General features: G+C 74.0%; 17 protein-coding genes and 1 riboswitch. Of the genes, 11 read left to right on the top strand and 6 right to left on the bottom strand.

What is annotated here, in order from left to right:
* Window positions 1–52 precede the first annotated feature (52 nt).
* The 3 genes from ACH4VO_RS18715 to ACH4VO_RS18705 all read left to right on the top strand — a co-directional run bounded on the left by ACH4VO_RS18715 (window position 53) and on the right by ACH4VO_RS18705 (window position 2,465).
* Complete coding sequence (locus tag ACH4VO_RS18715) at window positions 53–940, top strand: N-acetylmuramoyl-L-alanine amidase (protein ID WP_360990071.1); 888 nt, start codon at window positions 53–55, stop codon at window positions 938–940.
* A 186-nt stretch (window positions 941–1,126) separates the two neighbouring features.
* A complete protein-coding gene (locus tag ACH4VO_RS18710; RefSeq protein WP_360989868.1) occupies window positions 1,127–1,924 on the top strand; it encodes a hypothetical protein in 798 nt (265 codons plus the stop codon).
* Window positions 1,925–2,174: 250 nt separating this feature from the next.
* The gene (locus ACH4VO_RS18705) at window positions 2,175–2,465 is read left to right on the top strand and encodes a hypothetical protein (protein WP_360989865.1); all 291 of its coding nucleotides are present in this window, start codon (window positions 2,175–2,177) and stop codon (window positions 2,463–2,465) included.
* A gap of 37 nt (window positions 2,466–2,502) precedes the next feature.
* Here the strand turns inward: ACH4VO_RS18705 and ACH4VO_RS18700 are convergent, their stop codons facing one another.
* From ACH4VO_RS18700 to ACH4VO_RS18690, 3 genes are read right to left on the bottom strand one after another with little or no spacing between them, the layout of a single operon-like run.
* Window positions 2,503–3,576 (bottom strand): prenyltransferase, encoded by a 1,074-nt coding sequence (locus ACH4VO_RS18700; RefSeq protein WP_360989862.1) that lies wholly within the window; start codon window positions 3,574–3,576, stop codon window positions 2,503–2,505.
* Window positions 3,573–4,313 carry a class I SAM-dependent methyltransferase gene (locus ACH4VO_RS18695; RefSeq protein ID WP_360989859.1) on the bottom strand — a complete coding sequence of 247 codons (741 nt, stop codon included), beginning with the start codon at window positions 4,311–4,313 and terminating at the stop codon, window positions 3,573–3,575. The genes ACH4VO_RS18700 and ACH4VO_RS18695 overlap by 4 nt, the downstream gene beginning before the upstream one ends.
* 52 nt (window positions 4,314–4,365) lie before the next feature.
* A complete protein-coding gene (locus tag ACH4VO_RS18690) occupies window positions 4,366–5,679 on the bottom strand; it encodes a glycosyltransferase family 4 protein (protein ID WP_360989857.1) in 1,314 nt (437 codons plus the stop codon).
* A 330-nt stretch (window positions 5,680–6,009) separates the two neighbouring features.
* Between ACH4VO_RS18690 and ACH4VO_RS18685 the strand changes: the two genes are divergently transcribed.
* The 7 genes from ACH4VO_RS18685 to ACH4VO_RS18655 all read left to right on the top strand — a co-directional run bounded on the left by ACH4VO_RS18685 (window position 6,010) and on the right by ACH4VO_RS18655 (window position 12,527).
* Window positions 6,010–6,618 carry a TetR family transcriptional regulator gene (locus ACH4VO_RS18685; protein WP_360989854.1) on the top strand — a complete coding sequence of 203 codons (609 nt, stop codon included), beginning with the start codon at window positions 6,010–6,012 and terminating at the stop codon, window positions 6,616–6,618.
* Window positions 6,619–6,885: 267 nt separating this feature from the next.
* Window positions 6,886–8,115, top strand: coding sequence for a substrate-binding domain-containing protein (locus ACH4VO_RS18680; protein ID WP_360989851.1), 1,230 nt, complete (start codon window positions 6,886–6,888; stop codon window positions 8,113–8,115).
* A 3-nt stretch (window positions 8,116–8,118) separates the two neighbouring features.
* A complete protein-coding gene (locus tag ACH4VO_RS18675; RefSeq protein WP_360989848.1) occupies window positions 8,119–8,910 on the top strand; it encodes an ABC transporter ATP-binding protein in 792 nt (263 codons plus the stop codon).
* Window positions 8,907–9,653, top strand: coding sequence for an ABC transporter ATP-binding protein (locus ACH4VO_RS18670; protein ID WP_360989846.1), 747 nt, complete (start codon window positions 8,907–8,909; stop codon window positions 9,651–9,653). The genes ACH4VO_RS18675 and ACH4VO_RS18670 overlap by 4 nt, the downstream gene beginning before the upstream one ends.
* Complete coding sequence (locus tag ACH4VO_RS18665; RefSeq protein WP_360989843.1) at window positions 9,653–10,540, top strand: branched-chain amino acid ABC transporter permease; 888 nt, start codon at window positions 9,653–9,655, stop codon at window positions 10,538–10,540. Before ACH4VO_RS18670 ends, ACH4VO_RS18665 begins: the two co-directional genes overlap by 1 nt.
* On the top strand, window positions 10,537–11,643 hold the full coding sequence (locus ACH4VO_RS18660) for a branched-chain amino acid ABC transporter permease (protein ID WP_360989841.1): 1,107 nt from the start codon (window positions 10,537–10,539) through the stop codon (window positions 11,641–11,643). Before ACH4VO_RS18665 ends, ACH4VO_RS18660 begins: the two co-directional genes overlap by 4 nt.
* Window positions 11,640–12,527, top strand: coding sequence for an alpha/beta hydrolase (locus ACH4VO_RS18655; RefSeq protein ID WP_360989838.1), 888 nt, complete (start codon window positions 11,640–11,642; stop codon window positions 12,525–12,527). The genes ACH4VO_RS18660 and ACH4VO_RS18655 overlap by 4 nt, the downstream gene beginning before the upstream one ends.
* A 19-nt stretch (window positions 12,528–12,546) precedes the next feature.
* On the opposite strand, the gene ACH4VO_RS18650 is transcribed toward ACH4VO_RS18655, so the two are convergent.
* Both ACH4VO_RS18650 and ACH4VO_RS18645 read right to left on the bottom strand, forming a co-directional pair.
* Complete coding sequence (locus ACH4VO_RS18650) at window positions 12,547–14,571, bottom strand: GAF domain-containing protein (protein WP_360989835.1); 2,025 nt, start codon at window positions 14,569–14,571, stop codon at window positions 12,547–12,549.
* 38 nt (window positions 14,572–14,609) lie between these two features.
* Entirely contained in the window at window positions 14,610–15,395 is a 786-nt protein-coding gene (locus tag ACH4VO_RS18645; RefSeq protein WP_360989833.1) for a 3-hydroxybutyrate dehydrogenase, read from the bottom strand.
* A gap of 252 nt (window positions 15,396–15,647) precedes the next feature.
* Here ACH4VO_RS18645 and ACH4VO_RS18640 point away from each other — a divergent pair, with 252 nt between their 5' ends.
* Window positions 15,648–17,132: a PHB depolymerase family esterase gene (locus tag ACH4VO_RS18640; RefSeq protein WP_360989830.1), complete on the top strand. Its 1,485-nt coding sequence runs from the start codon at window positions 15,648–15,650 to the stop codon at window positions 17,130–17,132.
* On the opposite strand, the gene ACH4VO_RS18635 is transcribed toward ACH4VO_RS18640, so the two are convergent.
* Window positions 17,114–17,632, bottom strand: a complete 519-nt coding sequence (locus tag ACH4VO_RS18635) for a hypothetical protein (RefSeq protein WP_360989827.1) — start codon at window positions 17,630–17,632, stop codon at window positions 17,114–17,116. The two genes, ACH4VO_RS18640 and ACH4VO_RS18635, sit on opposite strands and share 19 nt — an antisense overlap.
* Before the next feature lie 179 nt (window positions 17,633–17,811).
* Window positions 17,812–17,883, top strand: a riboswitch (cobalamin riboswitch).
* The last annotated feature ends 53 nt before the right edge of the window (window positions 17,884–17,936 follow it).

Below are 17,936 nucleotides of genomic sequence, written 5' to 3'. Positions count from 1 at the left end.
CGACGACGACAGCCCTCCTCCCCCACAACTCCCGACCGCCCTCGGGCGGGCGATGCCGGCCGCGGCGGTCCTGGTGGCCGTCTGCCTGACCGCCGCGGGGTGCGCGGGCGGCGGCGGGGCCGGTCAGGCGGGGCCCCTCCCCGGCGGCGGTGCGGCCCCGGCCTCCGCGACGGCCTCTCCGTCCGCCGCGCCCCCGAGCCCTGGGGCCTCCCCGTCCGACAGCGGCGCTTCCGCCGCGCCGACGTCCGCGAAACCGCTGCCGCGTGGCCCGCTCACGGGCAGGACCGTGGTGATCGACCCCGGCCACAACCCCCGCAACCGCGACCACACCCGCGAGATCAACCGCCAGGTGGACATCGGCACCGGGCACAAGGAGTGCGACACCACGGGCACGTCCACCGACTCCGGTTACGCGGAGGCCAGGTTCACCCTCGATGTCTCGCGCCGGCTGCGCGCGCTGCTGGAGGCGCGGGGGGCGCGGGTGGTCCTCACCCAGGACGACGACCGCCCGTTCGGGCCGTGCGTCGACGAGCGGGCCCGGATCGGCAACGAGGCCCACGCCGACGCCGTCGTCTCGGTCCACGCCGACGGTTCGGCGGTCGGCAACCGGGGCTTCCACGTGATCCTTCCCGCGAAGGTGCGCGGAGGCGCCGCGGACACCGCGGGGATCGTGGCCGCCTCGCGTGATCTCGGCGAGCGCATCGCCGGGAATTTCGTACGGGTCACCGGAAGCGCCCCTTCCAATTACGTCGGCGCCTCTACCGGGCTGGACACCAGAGAAGATCTCGGCGGCCTGAATCTGTCGACCGTGCCCAAAGTCTTCGTCGAATGCGGCAATATGCGAGATCCGAAGGACGCCGCCCTGCTGATGAGCGCGGACTGGCGCCGGAGTGCGGCTCTCGGTATCGCCGACGGCGTCAGCAGCCATCTGAAGAGGTAGTTCAGCGGTGAGGGTGGGGGCCTCGGCGGGACGGCCCGTCAGAGGTCCGGTCAGGGACCCAACCCGTCCGGGCAGACGATAGATTCATCCGTACGATGGGGAGCCGCCCCCGAGCTTCGCGCCGTACCCGCCGCACAGGCGGCATCGACGACCGCCCCGACGAGACGACCGACTAAGGACCTTCACGTGAATATCCGCTCCCTCACTCGAGGCGACGGCGTGGTGATCGGAGCAGCGGTCGTGCTGTTCATCGCCTCTTTCCTCGACCTCTCCGGCTTCGACTGCCCGTCGGGTGTCGACTGTTCCGCATACAGCGCGAACGCCTGGGACTCGCTCTCGCTCCTGATGAGCATCTACCTCGCCGGCATCATCGGCGCGGCGCTGCTGATCGTGGCCCGCGCCATGCCGGGCCGCAAGGTAGCCGGGCTGGAACTCGGCCAGTTCGGCGCCGCGTTCACGGTGTTCTCGCTCTGGACGGCGTTCTGGACGATCATCGACGCGAACGACGCGGGCGCCGGTCTGATCCTCGGGCTGCTGGCCGCCCTCGTGCTGGCCGGCGGCGCTGTCGCCGGCCCGCTGGTCCCCGCGCTCAAGGGTCCGCTCGTGGGCGCCCCGCGCCCGGCCCAGGCCGTGCAGTCGCCGTACGGCCAGCAGCCCGGCCAGGGATACGGCTACCCGGGTGCCCAGCAGCCCTACGGCGCACAGCCGGGCCAGCCCCAGCCGTACGGCGCCCAGCCCGGCGGTGCGGAGGCCCAGCCGGCGGCGCAGCAGGCCCCGCCGGCCGGGGACTTCACGCCCTTCTGGTTCGCGGTGCCGGTGGCCCGTCCGTTGTACGGCGAGGACGGCGCCCCGAACCCGATCGCCGAACTCGCTCCCGGTACCTGGTACCTGGCCGTCGAGCAGCGCGGTCCGGGGCTCATCGCCCAGACGCAGGACGGCCGTCGCGGCGTGCTGCAGGACACCACGGGCATTCAGCGCGGCTGACCCGTCCGCCCGCCGGCCCCTCGTCCTTCCGGGCGGGGGGCCGGTGGCGTCCCCGGGGCCGGCGCTCCGGCCCCGGCCGGACGAGGTCCGTTCCGCCCGGAACGGGACACCGGGGGCGGCACCGGCCTGACTTCTCCCGGGGTGACGGGCGTGCGGGGCCCTCCGCCGGGCCCGCGCGTGCGGGGGGCCGGCCGCCAGGCGGCGCACACCGTACGGGTTTCACCCACCGGAGAGCGGCAATCCGGAGAGCATGTCTCCCAGAACAGGCACAGGAAGCAGTACCGCCGCACGTGTCATCGCCCTGGTCGCGGACATCATGGCGTTCATCATCATTCTGTGGATCCTGATGTACCTGCTCGACGCCAACCGGGCCAACGACCTGGTGCAGTTCGTCCAGGAGTCCGCCCGCTGGCTGGCCGGCTGGTCGTACGATCTGTTCACGTTCGACGCGGCGTGGGCCCGGGTCGTCGCCGGATACGGTCTGGCCGCCGTCGTCTACCTGTTCGTCGGTCACGCGGTGGCCGGCAGGATCCGCCGCTGAGGGGCCGTCGGCAGGCCGCCGCAGGCCGAAGGCCCGGCTAACCGCAGCAGTCGGGTTCCAGGCCGGTCGGCAGCCGCTCGCCGCCGAACACCGCGGTGGTCGCCTCGTCCCCTCCGAGCGCGGCCACCGCGAGCAGCAGGGAACCGGCCGTCCAGGTGGTGCGTTCCTCGGGCCATACGGCCCGCTCGCCCTCGAAGACGTAGCCCGTCCAGTACAGGCCGTCCTCGGCGCGCAGGTGCTGGACGGACTGCAGGATCTCCAGCGCCCGGTCGGACTCCCCCGTGACCCAGAGCGCCAGGGCGAGTTCGCAGCTCTCGCCGCCCGTCACCCACGGGTTGGGCACGACGCAGCGCACCCCGAGGCCGGGGACGACGAAGCGGTCCCAGCCGGCCTTGATCCGCCGGGTGGCGTCCAGGCCGGTGACCGCCCCGCCGAGGACCGGGTAGTACCAGTCCATCGAGTAGCGGCTCTTGTCGAGGAACCGCTCGGGGTGGCTGCGGATCGCGTGGCGGAGCGCTCCGGCCGCGAGCTCCCAGTCGGGCTGCGGCTCCTCGCGCTGTTCGGCCAGCGCCAGGGCGCAGCGCAGCGCGTGGTGGACGGAGGAGGAGCCGGTCAGCAGGGCGTCGGTGACGGGGGTGCCGTCGGCCTCCCGCTTCCAGCCGATCTGGCCGCCGGGCTGCTGGAGCCGCAGGACGAACTCGATCGCCGCGTAGACCGTCGGCCACATGCGGTCGGCGAACGCGTCGTCGCCGGTGGCCAGGTAGTGGTGCCAGACGCCGACGGCCACGTAGGCGCAGAAGTTGGTCTCGCGGCCGAGGTCGGTGGGGTGCTCCGGGTCGCCGTCGTGGTAGGCGGCGTACCAGGAGCCGTCCTCGTTCTGGTGCCGGGCGAGCCACGCGTAGGCGCGGGCGGCGGCGGTGTGCTCACCGGCCGCGTCCAGGGCCATGGCGGTCTCCGTGTGGTCCCACGGGTCGAGGTGGTGTCCGCGGAACCAGGGCAGCGCCCCGTCCTCGCGCTGCTCGGCGAGCAGGGCGGCCACGGTCTCGGCGGCCTGCTCGGCGGTGAGGACTCCGGGCAGGACGAGGTGTTCGGTCCTCTCGGGCGTGCTCACGCATCGGCCTTCGGGAGGTGCGGCTTGGTCGCGTACGCCACGAAGCTCTTGCCGAGGACGGGGTTGAGCAGCTGTTCGGCGGCCCGGGTGGCCAGGGGCTTCTTCATGATGTCCCAGACCAGCAGCTTGTGGTACGCCCGCACCGGCAGGGCGGCGTCCTCGCCGTCGCGGCCGACCCCGAAGGCGCACTTGAGCCACCAGTAGGGGCTGTGCAGGGCGTGCGCGTGGTGGGTGCCGTAGGGCTTGAGGCCGGCTTCGCGGATCTTGCCGAGCAGTTCGTCGGCCCGGTAGATCCGGATGTGGCCGCCCTCGACCTCGTGGTAGGCGTCGGAGAGCGTCCAGCAGACCTTCTCGGGGCCGTAGCGGGGCACGGTGATCGCGATCCGGCCGCCGGGCCGCAGGACGCGGACCATCTCGGCCAGTACGCCCTTGTCGTCGGGGATGTGCTCCATCACCTCGGAGATGATCACGACGTCGAAGGAGTCGTCGGGGAACGGCAGGTTGAGGGCGTCGCCCTCCATCGCGGTGGCGGTGGCGCCCTCGGGGGCCTCCCCCGCTTCCTTCATGGCCGCGAACCACTTCGCGACCTCGCGGATCTCCTCGCCGTTCCGGTCCAGGGCCACCACCTGGGCGCCGCGCCGGTAGCACTCGAAGGCGTGACGGCCGGCGCCGCAGCCCAGGTCGAGCACCCGGTCGCCTGCGGCGAGCGGGAAGCGGGTGAAGTCGACGGTCAGCACGGGGGCCTGCCTTCGCGGTCGGGGGTGGGGGTCGCACACGCCACGGGCGCGGTCATCTGCGCACTCCCCGGGCTGCGATCGCCTGACGGTACAGCTCGGCGGTGCCGACGGCGGCCCTGGCCCAGGTGAAGTGGGCCAGCACCCTGGCGCGGCCGGCCGCGCCGAGCCGGGCGCGCAGTTCACGGTCGCCGAGGAGCCGGCCCAGCGCGGCGGCCAGGGCGCCGGCGTCGCCTGGCGGCACGGCGAGGCACGTCTCGCCGTCGGGCCCGGCGACCTCGGGGATGGCGCCGCCCGTGGTGGCCACGAGCGGGGTTCCGGTGGCCATGGCCTCGGCCGCGGGCAGCGAGAAGCCCTCGTACAGCGAGGGGACGCAGGAGATCTGGGCGCTGCGGACCAGGTCGACGAGTTCGGCGTCGCTGATGCCCTTGACGAACTCGACGGCGTCCTGGAGGCCGTGGCGTGCGACGGCCCGGGCGACGGGCCCGTCCTCGGCCCGCTTGCCGACGACCACGAGGTGCGCCCGCGGGTTCTCCCGACGGAGCTCGGCCAGCGCCTCCACCAGGTGGACGAGGCCCTTGAGCGGGACGTCGGCGCTGGAGGTGGTGACGATCCGGCCGGGCACCTGGGCGACCGAGGGGTCGGGCGACCAGAGGTCGGTGTCGGCCCCGATGTGGACGACCCGGACGCGGTCGGGGCGTACCCCGAGGTGCTCGACGATCTCCTGCCGGGAGGAGCCGGAGACGGTGAGGACGGACGGCAGCCGGCGCGCGACGCGCTTCTGCATGCGGGTGAAGGCGTACCAGCGGCGTACGGACAGCCGCCGGGCCCTTGTCCCGGCGGCGGCGAGGTCCAGTTGCCGGTCGACGGTGATGGGGTGGTGGATCGTGGTGACGAGGGGGGCGCCCAGGTCGCCGAGCAGTCCGTAGCCGAGCGTCTGGTTGTCGTGGACGACGTCGAAGTCGCCGCGCCGGGCCAGGAGATGGCGGCGGGCCCGAAGACTGAAGGTCAGGGGCTCGGGGAAGCCGCCCGTGCGCATGGTGGCGACCTCGGCGAGGTCGATCCAGTCGCGGTACTCGCCGCGCCCGGGGGTCCGGAACGGGTCGGGCTGGCGGTACAGGTCGAGGCTAGGCAGCTCGGTGAGCGGGACGCCCTCGTCGAGTACGGGGTAGGGCTGGGCGCCGATCACCTCGACGCGGTGGCCCAGCCGGGCCAGTTCGCGGCCGAGGTGGCGTATGTAGACGCCCTGGCCGCCGCAGAAGGGGTTGCCCTTGTAGGTCAGCAGCGCGATGCGCAACGGCCGTTCCCCGAGGGTCTCCGGTGCGCCGCCGCCCGCGAAGGGGCCCGTCTCAATGGCCTCAGCGGTCACACTCGGCCCCCTTCTCACTGCGTTTTCGCCGGAGCGTAACCGGTCGCGCTAATCTAGAACAAGTTTCAGACTGGTGCGTTCAACCACCAACGAATCTACCGGCAGGTAGCGTCGGTGTGACGGCCGGATCAGGTGATTCGCGCCACGGGGGCCGCCCTGCTGCGCTCCGCACGCCCGGGGGCCGTCCGCCCACCGGACAGGGAACCCGTTCCCGTTCCGTCGGCGCGGGGCCGGGCGTGCGGATGCCTCCGGCATGGATCCGCACGGTTCCCCGGCGCGGACGTCACGGTCTCCCCGCCGCCGCGGGCCCGGAAGCCTTGGATGGGACGGATGACAGCCGAAGCCAGAGGGGCCGCGCCTCCCCTGACGGAACGTCAGGCGATCCGCCGCCGCCGCATTCTGCGGGCCGGTGCCCAACTCGCCTGCCGCGGGGGTTTCGAGGCCGTGCAGATGCGCGAGGTGGCGGAGGCCGCCGAGGTCGCACTCGGCACGCTGTACCGCTACTTCCCCTCCAAGATCCACCTGCTGGTCGCCCTCATGGAGGACCAGCTCCAGGACCTGCGCCGGGCGCTCCGCAAGCACCCGCCCACCGGCGACGACGCCGCGGGGCGGGTCGCCGAGACCCTCCTGCGGGTCTTCCGGGCGCTCCAGCGCGAACCGCACCTGGCGGACGCCATGGTACGCGCGCTGACGTTCGCCGACCGCGGCGCGAGCGCCGAGGTGGACGCCGTATCCCGGCTGACGACGGAGATCGTGCTCGACGCCATGGGGCTGGAGGAGCCCACGCAGGAGCAGTTGTCCGTGGTCCGCGTCATCGAGCACACCTGGCACTCGGCGCTGATCACCTGGCTGTCGGGCCGGGAGTCGATCGCGCAGGTGAGGCGGGACATCGAGACGGTGTGCGGACTGATCGGCCTCCGGGCCGCCGACGCCCCCTGAGAGACCGCCGGGTGACCTGCGATCCCCGGGTGACCTGCGACCGGTGAGCGGACGCGGTCCGGTGCATGCGGTCCCGAGGCGCCGGAAGGGTGCGGGCCAGGGCGTGGCCGCTCGGCCGGAGGTCACCCGGCAGGCTCCGGGGCGTGCCCATGTGCGGTGCCCACACCAGCACCCGCGCAGGTGGGTTGCCCTGCACCATGTCGAGGGTGACGCGGTGTTCGTACGGTTCGGCCGACATCACCGAACCACGCCGAGGAGCCCGTCACCATGCGTCGCAGAGCCGTAGGCACCGTCCAGCACAGATTCCTGACCACGGCCGTGCTCGCCGCCGCCGGCCTGCTCCTGGCGGGATGCACCGCCGCCGGGCAGGCCGGCGGCGACTCCGCGGCCGGTAAGGACGAGGCCGTCAAGGTGGGCCTGGTCTACTCCCGTACGGGCCTGCTCGCCGCCTACGGGAAGCAGTACCGCGACGGGTTCATGGCGGGCCTCGCCCACGCGACGAAGGGCACCGGCACGGCGGGCGGCCACCCGATCGAGGTCACCGAGCAGGACGACGCGGGCGACCCCGGCAAGGCGGTCGCCGCCGCGAAGAACCTGATCGGCAAGGGCTACAAGGTGCTCGCGGGCACCACCGACTCCGGCGTCGCCCTCCAGATGGCGCCGCTCGCCGCCCAGAACAAGGTGCTGTACGTCGACGGCCCGGCCGCCACGGACGCGGTGACCGGGATCAACCCGTACACCTTCCGCTCGGGCCGGCAGTCCTACCAGGACATCCTCACCGCGGGTGCCATGCTCGGCGACGCCGCCGGGAAGAAGGTCACCGTCCTCGCGCAGGACTCCACCTTTGGCCAGGCCAACGTGGCCGCGGTCAAGGCGGTCCTGGGGGCCGGGGGCGCGACCGTCGGGTCCGTGCTGGCCCCGCCCAGCGCCACGGACCTGACCCCCTTCGCCCGGCAGGTCAAGGCGGGCGCGCCCGACCTGGTCTTCGTCGCCTGGGCCGGCGCGACCGCACCCGCGCTGTGGACCGCGCTGGACCAGCAGGGCGTGCTGACGGCGGCCAAGGTCGTCACCGGGCTGGCCGGGACGGCTTCGTACCCGGTCTTCGGGGCCGCCGGCGCGAAGGTCTCCTTCCTCGCCCACTACTTCCCCGGGGCGGGCGGCGGCAACGCGGTGGAGAAGGCCATGCTCGACGGCGTCCGCGAGGCCGGCGGCACTCCCGACCTGTTCACCGTGGACGGCTTCACGGCGGCGCAGATGATCGTGCACGCCGTCGAGGAGGGCAGCGCGACCGACACCGCCGCCATGGTGAAGGCCCTGGAGGGCTGGACGTTCGAGGGGGTGAAGGGCCGGACGCAGGTCCGGGCCGAGGATCACGCCCTCCTCCAGCCGATGTTCGTGGCCCGGCTGAACGGCAGGGGAGCCACCGCCCGGCCCGAGCTGGTGGACAGCCTGCCCATGGACAAGGTGGCGCCGCCCGCGAAGCCCTCGGCGGGCTGACCGGTGAGCACATCCGGCACCACCACCACGCGGGGCGAGGGGGCGCGGACGGGCGCACCCGTGCTGCGGCTCGACGGGCTCGGCTGGCGCGTCGGCGGGGCGACCATCCTGCGGGACGTCACCCTGAGCGTGCGCGAGGGCGAGTTCCTTGCCTTCATCGGGCCCAACGGGGCGGGTAAGACGTCCCTGTTCAACCTGATCAGCGGGATCGTCCCGGCCACCGAGGGCACCCTCGCCCTGGACGGCACGGACCTGACGGCCCTGCCCGTGCACACCCGCGCCCGGCTCGGGATCGGCCGGACGTTCCAGACGTCCAGCCTCTGGCCGGACATGACCGTGGCCGAACACGTCCGGCTGGCCGCGCAGGCGGGCGGCGGCGGCTCGTACCGCCTGTGGCGGCGCGCCGCCCCGTACACCGCCGAGGTGAACGGGGTGCTGGAGCGCACCGGGCTCGGCCACCGGGCCGGGGCCCGGGCCGCGGAGCTCTCCCACGGCGAGAAACGCAAGCTGGAACTCGCGGTGCTCCTGGTCACGGAGCCCCGGGTGATGCTGCTGGACGAGCCGATGGCCGGGGTGAGCGCCGAGGAGGTCCCCGCGGTCACCGAACTGATCCGCACCCTGCACCGCGACGAGGGCCGCACGGTCCTCATGGTCGAGCACCACATGGACGTCCTGCTGGGCCTCGCCGACCGGCTCGCCGTGATGCACCACGGCCGGCTGCTCGCCCTGGACACCCCCGAAGCGGTGACCGCCGACCCCGTCGTCCAGCAGGCCTACCTCGGGGAGGGACTGTGACCCCGCCGCACCCCCTGCTCGCCGTACGGGACCTGCGCGTCCTCATCGGCGGCCGGCACATCCTGCACGGTGTGGACCTGGACGTCGCCCCGCACGGTGTGACGGCGCTGCTCGGCCGCAACGGGGCCGGCAAGACCACGACCGTACGCGGCGTCCTCGGGCTCGTCCCGCGCGCCGGCAGCGTACGGCTCGACGGCGCGGAGACGGTGACGCTGCCCACCCACGCCCTGGTCCGGCGCGGCATCGGCTACGCCCCCGAGGACCGCGGGATCTTCGCGGGCCTGACGGTGGCGGAGAACCTGCGGCTGGCCGAACGCCCCGGCGCGGGCCCGCCCGACTACGCCCTGGTCCATGAGCTCTTCCCCGAACTGAACCAGCGCGCACGGCAGTTGGCGGGAACACTTTCCGGCGGTCAGCAGCAGATGGTGGCCATCGGCCGCACCCTGCTGAACAGCAACCGGCTGATCATCGCCGACGAGCCCACCAAGGGCCTGGCCCCCAGGGTCGTCACCGAGGTCGCCCAGGTCCTCGAACGCGCCGCCGAGGCCGTCCCCGTGCTCCTCGTCGAGCAGAACCTCGCCGTCGTACGCCGGCTCGCCGCGCACTGCGTGGTGCTCGCCGACGGCCGCACCGCCCACCAGGGCCCGGCGGGCGCGCTGCTGGACGACGCGGAGGCGACCCGCGGGCTGCTCGGCGTGGGCCAGGGTCACCTCGCCCCACACACCGCGGAGGCGGATTCCTGATGTCCACCATCGTGCTGCTCACCATGACCGGTCTCGGTCTGGGGGCGCTCTACTTCCTCATCGCGTCCGGACTGTCCCTGATCTTCGGGCTGATGGACGTGCTCAACTTCGCGCACGGGGCACTGCTCTCCGTCGGCGCGTACGGCACCTGGTGGGCGGCGTCCGGGAATCTGCCCGGCGCCGGACCCGGCGGCTGGGGCTTCGCCCTCGCGGTCCTGTTCGGAACGGCGGTGGGCACGCTGGCCGCCGTGGTGCTGGAACTGGCCGTCGTACGCCCCCTCTACACACGGCCCCGCGAGCAGGTGCTCGCCACCGTGGGTGTGGGGCTCGCGGTGCCCGCCCTGCTGTCGGGCGTCTGGGGCTCGGACGCCCGGACGTTCCCCGGGCCCGAGGCCCTCTCCGGCACCTTCGGGCTGCTCGGCGCCGACGTGCCCGTCAACCGGCTCGTCCTGATCGCCGCGGCGGCCGTCGTCCTCCTGGCGTTGCGCCTCTTCCTCGGCCGGACCCGGCACGGGCTGGTCGTCCGGGCCGGCGTGGAGGACCGGGCGATGGTGACGGCGCTCGGCATCGACGTCCGCAGGGCGTTCACGCTCGTCTTCGCGATCGGCGGCTGCGCCGCCGCCCTGGGCGGGGCACTCGGCGGGCTCTACTTCGGCTCGGTCGACCCCCGGCAGGGCACCTCGCTGCTGATCTTCGCGTTCGTCGTCGTGGTCACCGGCGGCATGGGCTCGGTGACCGGCGCCGCGGTCGCGGCCGTCGTCATCGGCCTGGTCCAGCAGTTCGCCAACTACTACACCGCAGCGGGCCTCGGCGACCTGGCCGTCGTCGTCCTGCTCGCCGTGCTGCTGCTCGTCCGGCCGCGCGGACTGACAGGGAGGCTCGCGTGAGCACCGCCACTCGGACACCCGGCCGCACGGACGGCACACCCGCCGCCACGGCGGCCCCCACGCCGGGCACCGGGGCGCGGCTGCTGCGCTGGTGGCCCGCCCCCGCCCTCCTGCTGCTGGCCGTCGCGCCGTACAGCGCCCTTCCCCTGCCCGGTCTCCTGGACGGACCGGTCGGCAGTCCGGGGAGTCTGCAACTCCTCGCCACCTGCCTGCTGTTCGGAGCCCTGGCCACCGGGTACGACCTGCTGCTGGGCCGGACGGGGCTGCTCTCCTTCGGGCACGCCCTGTACTTCGCGGCGGGCAGCTACGCGACGAACATGTTCCTCCTGGAGGCGGGCCTGCCGTTCGCCGTCGCCGCCGTCCTCGGGCTGTGCTCCGGGACCGTACTGGCCCTGGTGCTGGGGTCGGTGAGCCTGCGGGTCACCGGCATCGGCTTCTCCATGGTGACGCTCGCCTTCGCCCAGGCCGGCTCCATCCTGGTCTCCCGCAACCCGGGCGGGTGGACCGGCGGCGAGGAGGGCAGGGCGGCGCCCGCGGAGGCGCTGCCGTCCTGGCTGGTCGGCATCGACCACACCGCGAACCTGTACTGGATCGCCCTGGCCTACCTCGTCCTCACCCTCGGCGTCGTCCGGTGGGCGGTCCGCTCCCCCACCGGCCGGGTCTGGGAGGGCATCAAGGAGAACGAACGCCGGGTCGAGGTGCTCGGCCTGAAACCGTACGGCTTCAAACTGACGGCCTTCGTCCTGGCCGGCGCGCTGGCGGCGGTGGGCGGGCTGGTCCACCTGCTCCTCACCGGCGGCTCCACCCCCCAGACGACGACCTCGGACTTCACCCTGTCCCTGCTGGTCATGGTGGTGCTGGGCGGCTCCGGCACCCGCTGGGGCCCCCTGGTGGGCGGCATCCTGTACACCTGGGCCGACCACCGGCTCGGCGACCTCGCCGGGTCGGGTGCGGTCGCCGGCCTGCCGGCCGTCCTGCGGGTGCCGCTCTCCCAGCCGCTGTTCCTGCTCGGTGTGCTGTTCGTCGCCGTGGTACACCTGCTGCCCGGCGGCCTGGCCCGCCTGCCGTCCCGCCTGCGCCGGCCCCGTGAGGAGAACCGATGACCCCGTACGAGGAGATACGCGTCCCCGTCGCCGGTGGCGAACTGGCCGCGCTGCGCTGGCCCGCCGCCGATCCGGACGCCCCCGTGGCCGTGGCCCTGCACGGCATCACCGCCAACGCGCTCTCCTGGGGCCCGGTGGCCCGCATGCTGGACGGCCGGGTCACCCTGGTCGCCCCGGACCTGCGCGGACGGGCCGCCAGCGCGGCGCTGCCCGGCCCGTACGGCATCGCCGCCCACGCGGACGACGCGGCCGCGCTCGCAGGGGCGCTCGGCCGGAAACGGGTGGTGCTGGCGGGCCACTCGATGGGGGCCTTCGTGGCGGCGCTCGCCGCCGTACGGCATCCGGGACGCTTCGCGCCGCCGGTGCTGGTGGACGGCGGGTTCGGCTTCCCGGCGCCCACGCACCTGTCGGCGGACGAACTGCTGACGGCCGTGATCGGCCCGGCGATGGACCGGCTGTCGATGACGTTCGCCGACCGGAACGCATACCGCTCGTTCTGGCGGGCCCACCCGGCGTTCGGGGGTGACGCCTGGTCGGCCGAGGTGGACGCCTACATCCAGCGTGACCTGACGGGTGAGGAGCCCGCGCTGCGTTCCGGCTGCCGGCTGGAGGCGGTCCGGACGGACGGAGTCGGCCTGTTCGGCACGGAGGTGCTCTCGGCGGTGCGCGGACTCCCCGAGGGGACGGAGCTGCTGTGGGCCCGGCGGGGCCTGATGAACGAGGAGCAGGGCCTGTACGACGAGTCCCGGCTGGCAGCGGCCGGCCTGCCCGGCACCGCGGTCCGGGCGGTGTGCGTGGAGGACGTCAACCACTACACGGTGCTGACGGGCGACAAGGGGGCCGGCGAGGTCGCCCGCGCGGTGCTGCGGGCGACGGCTCACTGACGGGAGCGGGCGGCCGGGCTCAGCTCACCCGGCCGCCCTCCCGGCCTTCCTCCCGGCCGCCCTCCGGGCCCGCGGACAACAGGTGCAGGCGGAGCGCCAGTTGCAGCTCCAGGGCGCGGTCGGGTTCGTTCCAGTCGCGGCCCAGCAGCACCTGGATCCGGTCCAGGCGCTGCACCACCGTGTTCACGTGCACGTGCAGTTCGTCCTTGGCCCGTATCAGGCTGCCCCCCGCCCCGAAGTACGCCCGCAGCGTCCGTACGAGGTGCGTGCCACGCCGTTCGTCGTAACGCAGCAGCGGCCCCAGCACGGCGTCCACGAAGCCGTCCACGTCCTTGGCGTTGCCCAGCACGACCCCCAGGAAGCCGAGTTCCCGTACACAGGCCCCCTGGCCCTCCCGTCCCAGCACGCGCATGGCGCGCAGGCAGCGGGCGGCCTCCGCGTAGGCCGTGGCGAGCTCGCGCACCCCGCCCGCCGGCCCCGTACCGGCGACGGTGACGGGAGCCTGGACGAGGTGGCCCAGCTGGACGGCCGCCGCGCGCGCCGCGTCCCCCGCCGCGGTGGCGGGCACCGGGGAGCGGCCGTCGCAGTCGATCAGCAGCACGACGGTGCCCGCGTGTTCGGCGCTCACCCCGCGGATGTCCCCGCCGAACAGGTAGCGCAGGGCGGCGCCGCCGAGCTTCTCCCGGGCCGCCGCCTCCGCCACCAGCAGCAGGTGCGGCCGGTCCAGGTCGATGCCCAGCCGGCGGCCCCGCTCGGCCAGCCCGGCCGGATCGCGTTCCGGGTCGCCGAGCAGGTCGCCGATGAGCTCGCCGCGGATCCGGTTCTCCGTCTCGGCGACCGTGCGGCGCAGCAGCAGGAGCAGACCGGTCACCACGGCGGCGCGCTCGAAGAGCCGCCGGTCGGAGTCGTCCAGCCGGTCCGGCCTGTGCAGGACCAGGCTGGCGAGGAGTTCCTGGCCGGCGAGCACCGCGCAGATCCAGCGGCCGTCACGGTGGACGGCGCGGGCCCCGTGCCGGGACTCCTCGGCGGTCCCGGCCAGCCAGCCGGCGTCCATGCTGTCGGCGGCGAACCCGGAGCCGTCGGGCCGTACGGCGGCCAGCGGGCGGCCGCCCGGGTCGTGGATGGTCAGGGGGCTGTCGAGCAGCCCTGCGACGGACACGGCGACGTCCTTCACGTCGCCGCCGCGCAGCACCAGGTCGGTGAGCCGGTCGTGGGCCTCCTCGGCGCGCTGCATCGCGGCGGAGTGGGCGCGTACGGCGGCGTTGGCCTCGGCGAGTTCCGCGTTGGCCCCGGCGAGTTCCGCGAGGGCGCTCCGGGTGTCGTCCAGGGCCCGGGCGGTGTCGATCGCGATCGCGGCGTGCGCGGCGAGCGAGCAGAGCAGGGCCACCTCGTCGGGGCTGAAGACGCGTGCGGCGCGGTCGGCGGCGAAGAGGACGCCGATGACCTTCCCGGTGCCGCCCCGGCTGGAGCCGAGGAGCAGCGGGACGCCCAGGATGGCGACGAGACCCTCGTCGAGCACCCCGGCGTTGATGTTGCGGGTGTGGTGGAAGCGTTCGTCGGTGCGGTAGTCGGGGGTCGCGTACGGGCTGGCGGTCTGCGCCACCAGTCCGCCGAGCCCCTCGCCCAGTTCGAGCCGCAGCCGCTGGAACAGGACGGACACCGAGCCGTCGGTCACCCGCATGTAGGTGTCCCCGGCCTCCTCGTCGGGGAGGGTGAGGTAGGCGGTGTCCGTGCCCAGCAGCATCCTGGCCCGCCGCACGATCGCCTTCAGCACGTCGTCCAGGTCCCGGGAGGCCGCCAGGTCGCCGGCCGTGTCGAAGAGGGCGGTGAGCTGGAGTTCCCTGCGCCGGTGCTGGCGCAGGGCGCCCCTGATCCGCAGGGCGGTGGCGGCCGCCCTCTCCACCTCGGCCAGTTCGGCAGCGGGCACGCCGGCGGCCCTGGCCTCCGAGGTGACGGCCCCCAGGTCCTCGGCGGGGGCGTCGTCGGCGAGCAGGTCGAGGAGGCGGGCCAGCAGGGGCGCGGCGGACGGGGGCGGTGGGGGCATGGGCGGCCAGCGATTTCTTCCGGGGGCGGGCGGGGAGGTCAGTGGGCGGTCCAGCCGCCGTCCATCACGACGGAACTTCCGGTGATGTGGGCCGCGCCCGGGCCGCACAGCCACAGGACGGCCCCGGCGACGTCGCCGGGCTCGATCAGCGACTTGACGGCGCTGCGTTCCAGCAGCACCCGGCCCACCACCTCCTGCTCGGAGATGCCGTGGCTGCGGGCCTGGTCGGCGATCTGGTTCTCGACCAGGGGGGTGCGGACGTAGCCGGGGCTGACGCAGTTGCTCGTCACCCCGTGCGGTGCCGCTTCGAGTGCGACCACTTTGCTGAGCCCCTCCAGTGCGTGCTTGGCCGAGACGTAGGCCGACTTGTAGGGGCTCGCGCGCAGCCCGTGCACGGACGAGATGTTGACGACGCGGCCCCAGCCGCGTTCGTACATGCCCGGCAGGGTGCGGCGCAAGACGCGGAACGGTGCTTCCACCATGACGCGGTGGATCAGCGCGAAGCGGTCCGGGGGGAATTCGTGCACGGGAGCCACGTGCTGCAGCCCGGCGTTGTTGACCACGATGTCCGCGTCGCAGGGCAGCGCGTCGACCGCTTCGGCTACGGAGAGGTCGGCCACCCACGCGGTTCCGCCGATCCGTTCGGCCAGGCTCCTGGCGGCGTCACCCGCCTTGTCCACCACGTGCACATGGGCGCCGGCGGCGGCCAGCGCCTCGGCGCAGGCCAGGCCGATGCCGCTCGCCGCCCCGGTGACCAGGGCGGTGCGTCCGGCGAGGGCGGAGGGGGCGAGTGGTTCGTGCTGGGGGGTCCCGGAAGTCTGCATGGGCGTCACCGTAAGGACGTCACCGCCCGCATCACACGGGGCCGGTGCACACACCCGGTGGCCTCGGGATGGTGGCGGCGTACATGGTGGCGCCCGGCGGGCCCCGCGCGCGGCCGGGGCCCCGGGGAGGGCGCAAGAGGAGCGCCGCACACAGCGGCTCGCGCTGGATGTCCCCCTGGCACATGGGCGGCTCCTGCCCGGACTCATAGGTTCCGGCAGCAGTTACGCACGTCCGACGAGGGAGGCCCCACCGTGCGCCCACCGATCCTGCGACGCCTGTTCCGGCGCGTCGCCTCCGCAGCCGTCTGCGGCCTGCTCGCCCTGCTCGCCGCGAATCCCGTCACCGCCACCGCCGCCCAGGCGGCCCCGGCCGCCACCGGTCTGCAGCAGGTGACGGGCTTCGGCACGAACCCGGGCAATCTGCAGATGTTCGCGTACACCCCCGACGGCCTGCCGGCGGGCGCGCCCCTCGTCGTGGCGCTGCACGGCTGCACCCAGACGGCCGACGCGTACTACACGAACTCCGGCTGGGCCACGTACGCCGACCTGTGGGGCTTCGACGTCGTCTTCCCGCAGACGACGTCGGCGAACAACTCCCTGTCGTGCTTCAGCTGGTTCGACCCGGCCGAGGACACCCGCGGCAGGGGCGAGGCGGCGTCCGTCGTGCAGATGGTCGAGTACGCGAAGCGGACGTACGGCTCCGACGGCCGCCGCGTGTTCGTCACCGGGCTGTCGGCGGGCGGCGGGATGACCGCCGACCTCCTCGCCGCCTATCCGGACGTGTTCGCGGGCGGGTCGGTGGCCTCCGGGCTGCCGGCCCAGTGCGCCACCAGCCAGGCCGCCGCCTCGGGCTGCCAGACCGGTCCGCAGAAGCTGTCGCCGTCCCAGTGGGGCGACAAGGTGCGGAGCTCCTATCCGGGGTGGACCGGCCCCTGGCCCCGGGTCGCGATCTGGCAGGGCACCTCCGACTACACCGTCCACCCGGCCAACGCCGCGGCCCTGCGCGACCAGTGGACCGATGTCTGGGGCATCGGGCAGACCCCGTCCAGCACCAGCAGCCTGCCCGGCAACACCACGCGGAGCGTCTACGACGACGCCTCCGGCCGGTCCGCGGTGGAGACGTACATGGTCTCCGGCATGGGCCACGGCCTGCCGGTCGACCCGGGATCGGGTACGGGACAGTGCGGTTCGACGGCCGCGTACTTCCTGGACACCATCTGCTCGACCTACCACACGGGCGTGTTCTGGGGCCTGGACCGGGGCGCCCCGGGCGGCGGGCTGCCCGCCCCCTCCGGTCTGGCGGTCACCGGAGTCACGTCGAGCAGCGTCTCGCTGGCGTGGAACGCGGTCGGGCAGGCGGCCTCGTACAGCGTCTACCGCGACGGTACGAAGGTGACGTCCACGGCCTCCACGGCGTTCACCGACACCGGGCTCGGTGCGGGGACCTCCCACCGCTACACCGTCGCGGCGGTGGACTCCTCCGGCACGACCGGGTCCCTCTCCCCCGCCGTGACCGCGACGACGTCGGGCGGGACGGCCCCCGCCGCGTGCTTCACCGCGACGAACTACGCGCACGTGACGGCGGGGCGGGCCCGTACCTCGGGCGGTTACGTCTACGCGAACGGGTCCGGGCAGAACATGGGCCTGTACAACGTGTTCGTCACCCACACACTCCGGGAGTCACCGGCGGGATACTTCGTGATCGCCGACTCGGGCTGTCAGGCAGGCTCCGTGTAGGCGCTCCGCAGGGGCCCGGGCAGCGCGCAGCCGTCCTCCACGGCGGTGAAGGCCACGGTCTGCTCCCCGCCCGGGCCCGGCGGTGCGTAGTGCCGGGCGTACACCTTCCAGTTCCGCTTGACGAGGGTGCGGAAGGTGACGTCCCGCTCCGCGTGACTGGAGACGATCTCCCAGTCGTGCTGCCGCAGCCTCTTCACCGTCGCCTCGAACGCCTCGGTCGCGTCCGCGGCCGGAGCCTGCGCCGTCCACGGGGCGACGCACGCACGCCACGAACCCCTCGGCGCGCCCGCTGTGGACGTGTCACCGGCGGGAAGTCCCGAGGCCGCGGTGAGCGAGGCTATCTCCGCGGCCGCCGTCTCCCTGGTGTACGGCGCCGAGGGCGACGGCGAGGGCCCCCGCGCGGCCCCGCTCCCGCCGGCGAGGTCGCACCCCGCCACCGTGGTCACCGTCACGAACACACTCGCCACGGCGGTCGCGGCCGCCGTCCCACTTCTGCGCACAGGTTGCTTTCCGCCCGGCTCGTCCCTCTCCACGGACGGATGCCCGTGTGCTCCCCGCCGGAGTCTCGCACGGGCTCTGACCTGCTGGGAAGCCCTCCCGTCGGTCCGACGTCCCGTCCGCCACGGGAGGGCCCTGACCACCCCGGTACAGTGGGCGGGTCGTCATCATGCCCGTACGGGGGGAAGCCGGTGCGAATCCGGCGCTGGCCCGCAGCCGTGAGTCACCGCGAAAGTGACGAGCCGGAATGCCCCGTACGTGAGCGTGACCGGCTCGTGCCGCCGGAGCCCCGGCGGCCGGCACCGT

Source organism: Streptomyces sp. NPDC020780 (assembly GCF_044334475.1).
In the GTDB taxonomy this organism is placed as follows: Bacteria; Actinomycetota; Actinomycetes; order Streptomycetales; family Streptomycetaceae; genus Streptomyces.
The sequence above is the reverse complement of the archived record's forward strand: the minus strand, read 5'-3'. Positions and strand labels throughout refer to the sequence as shown.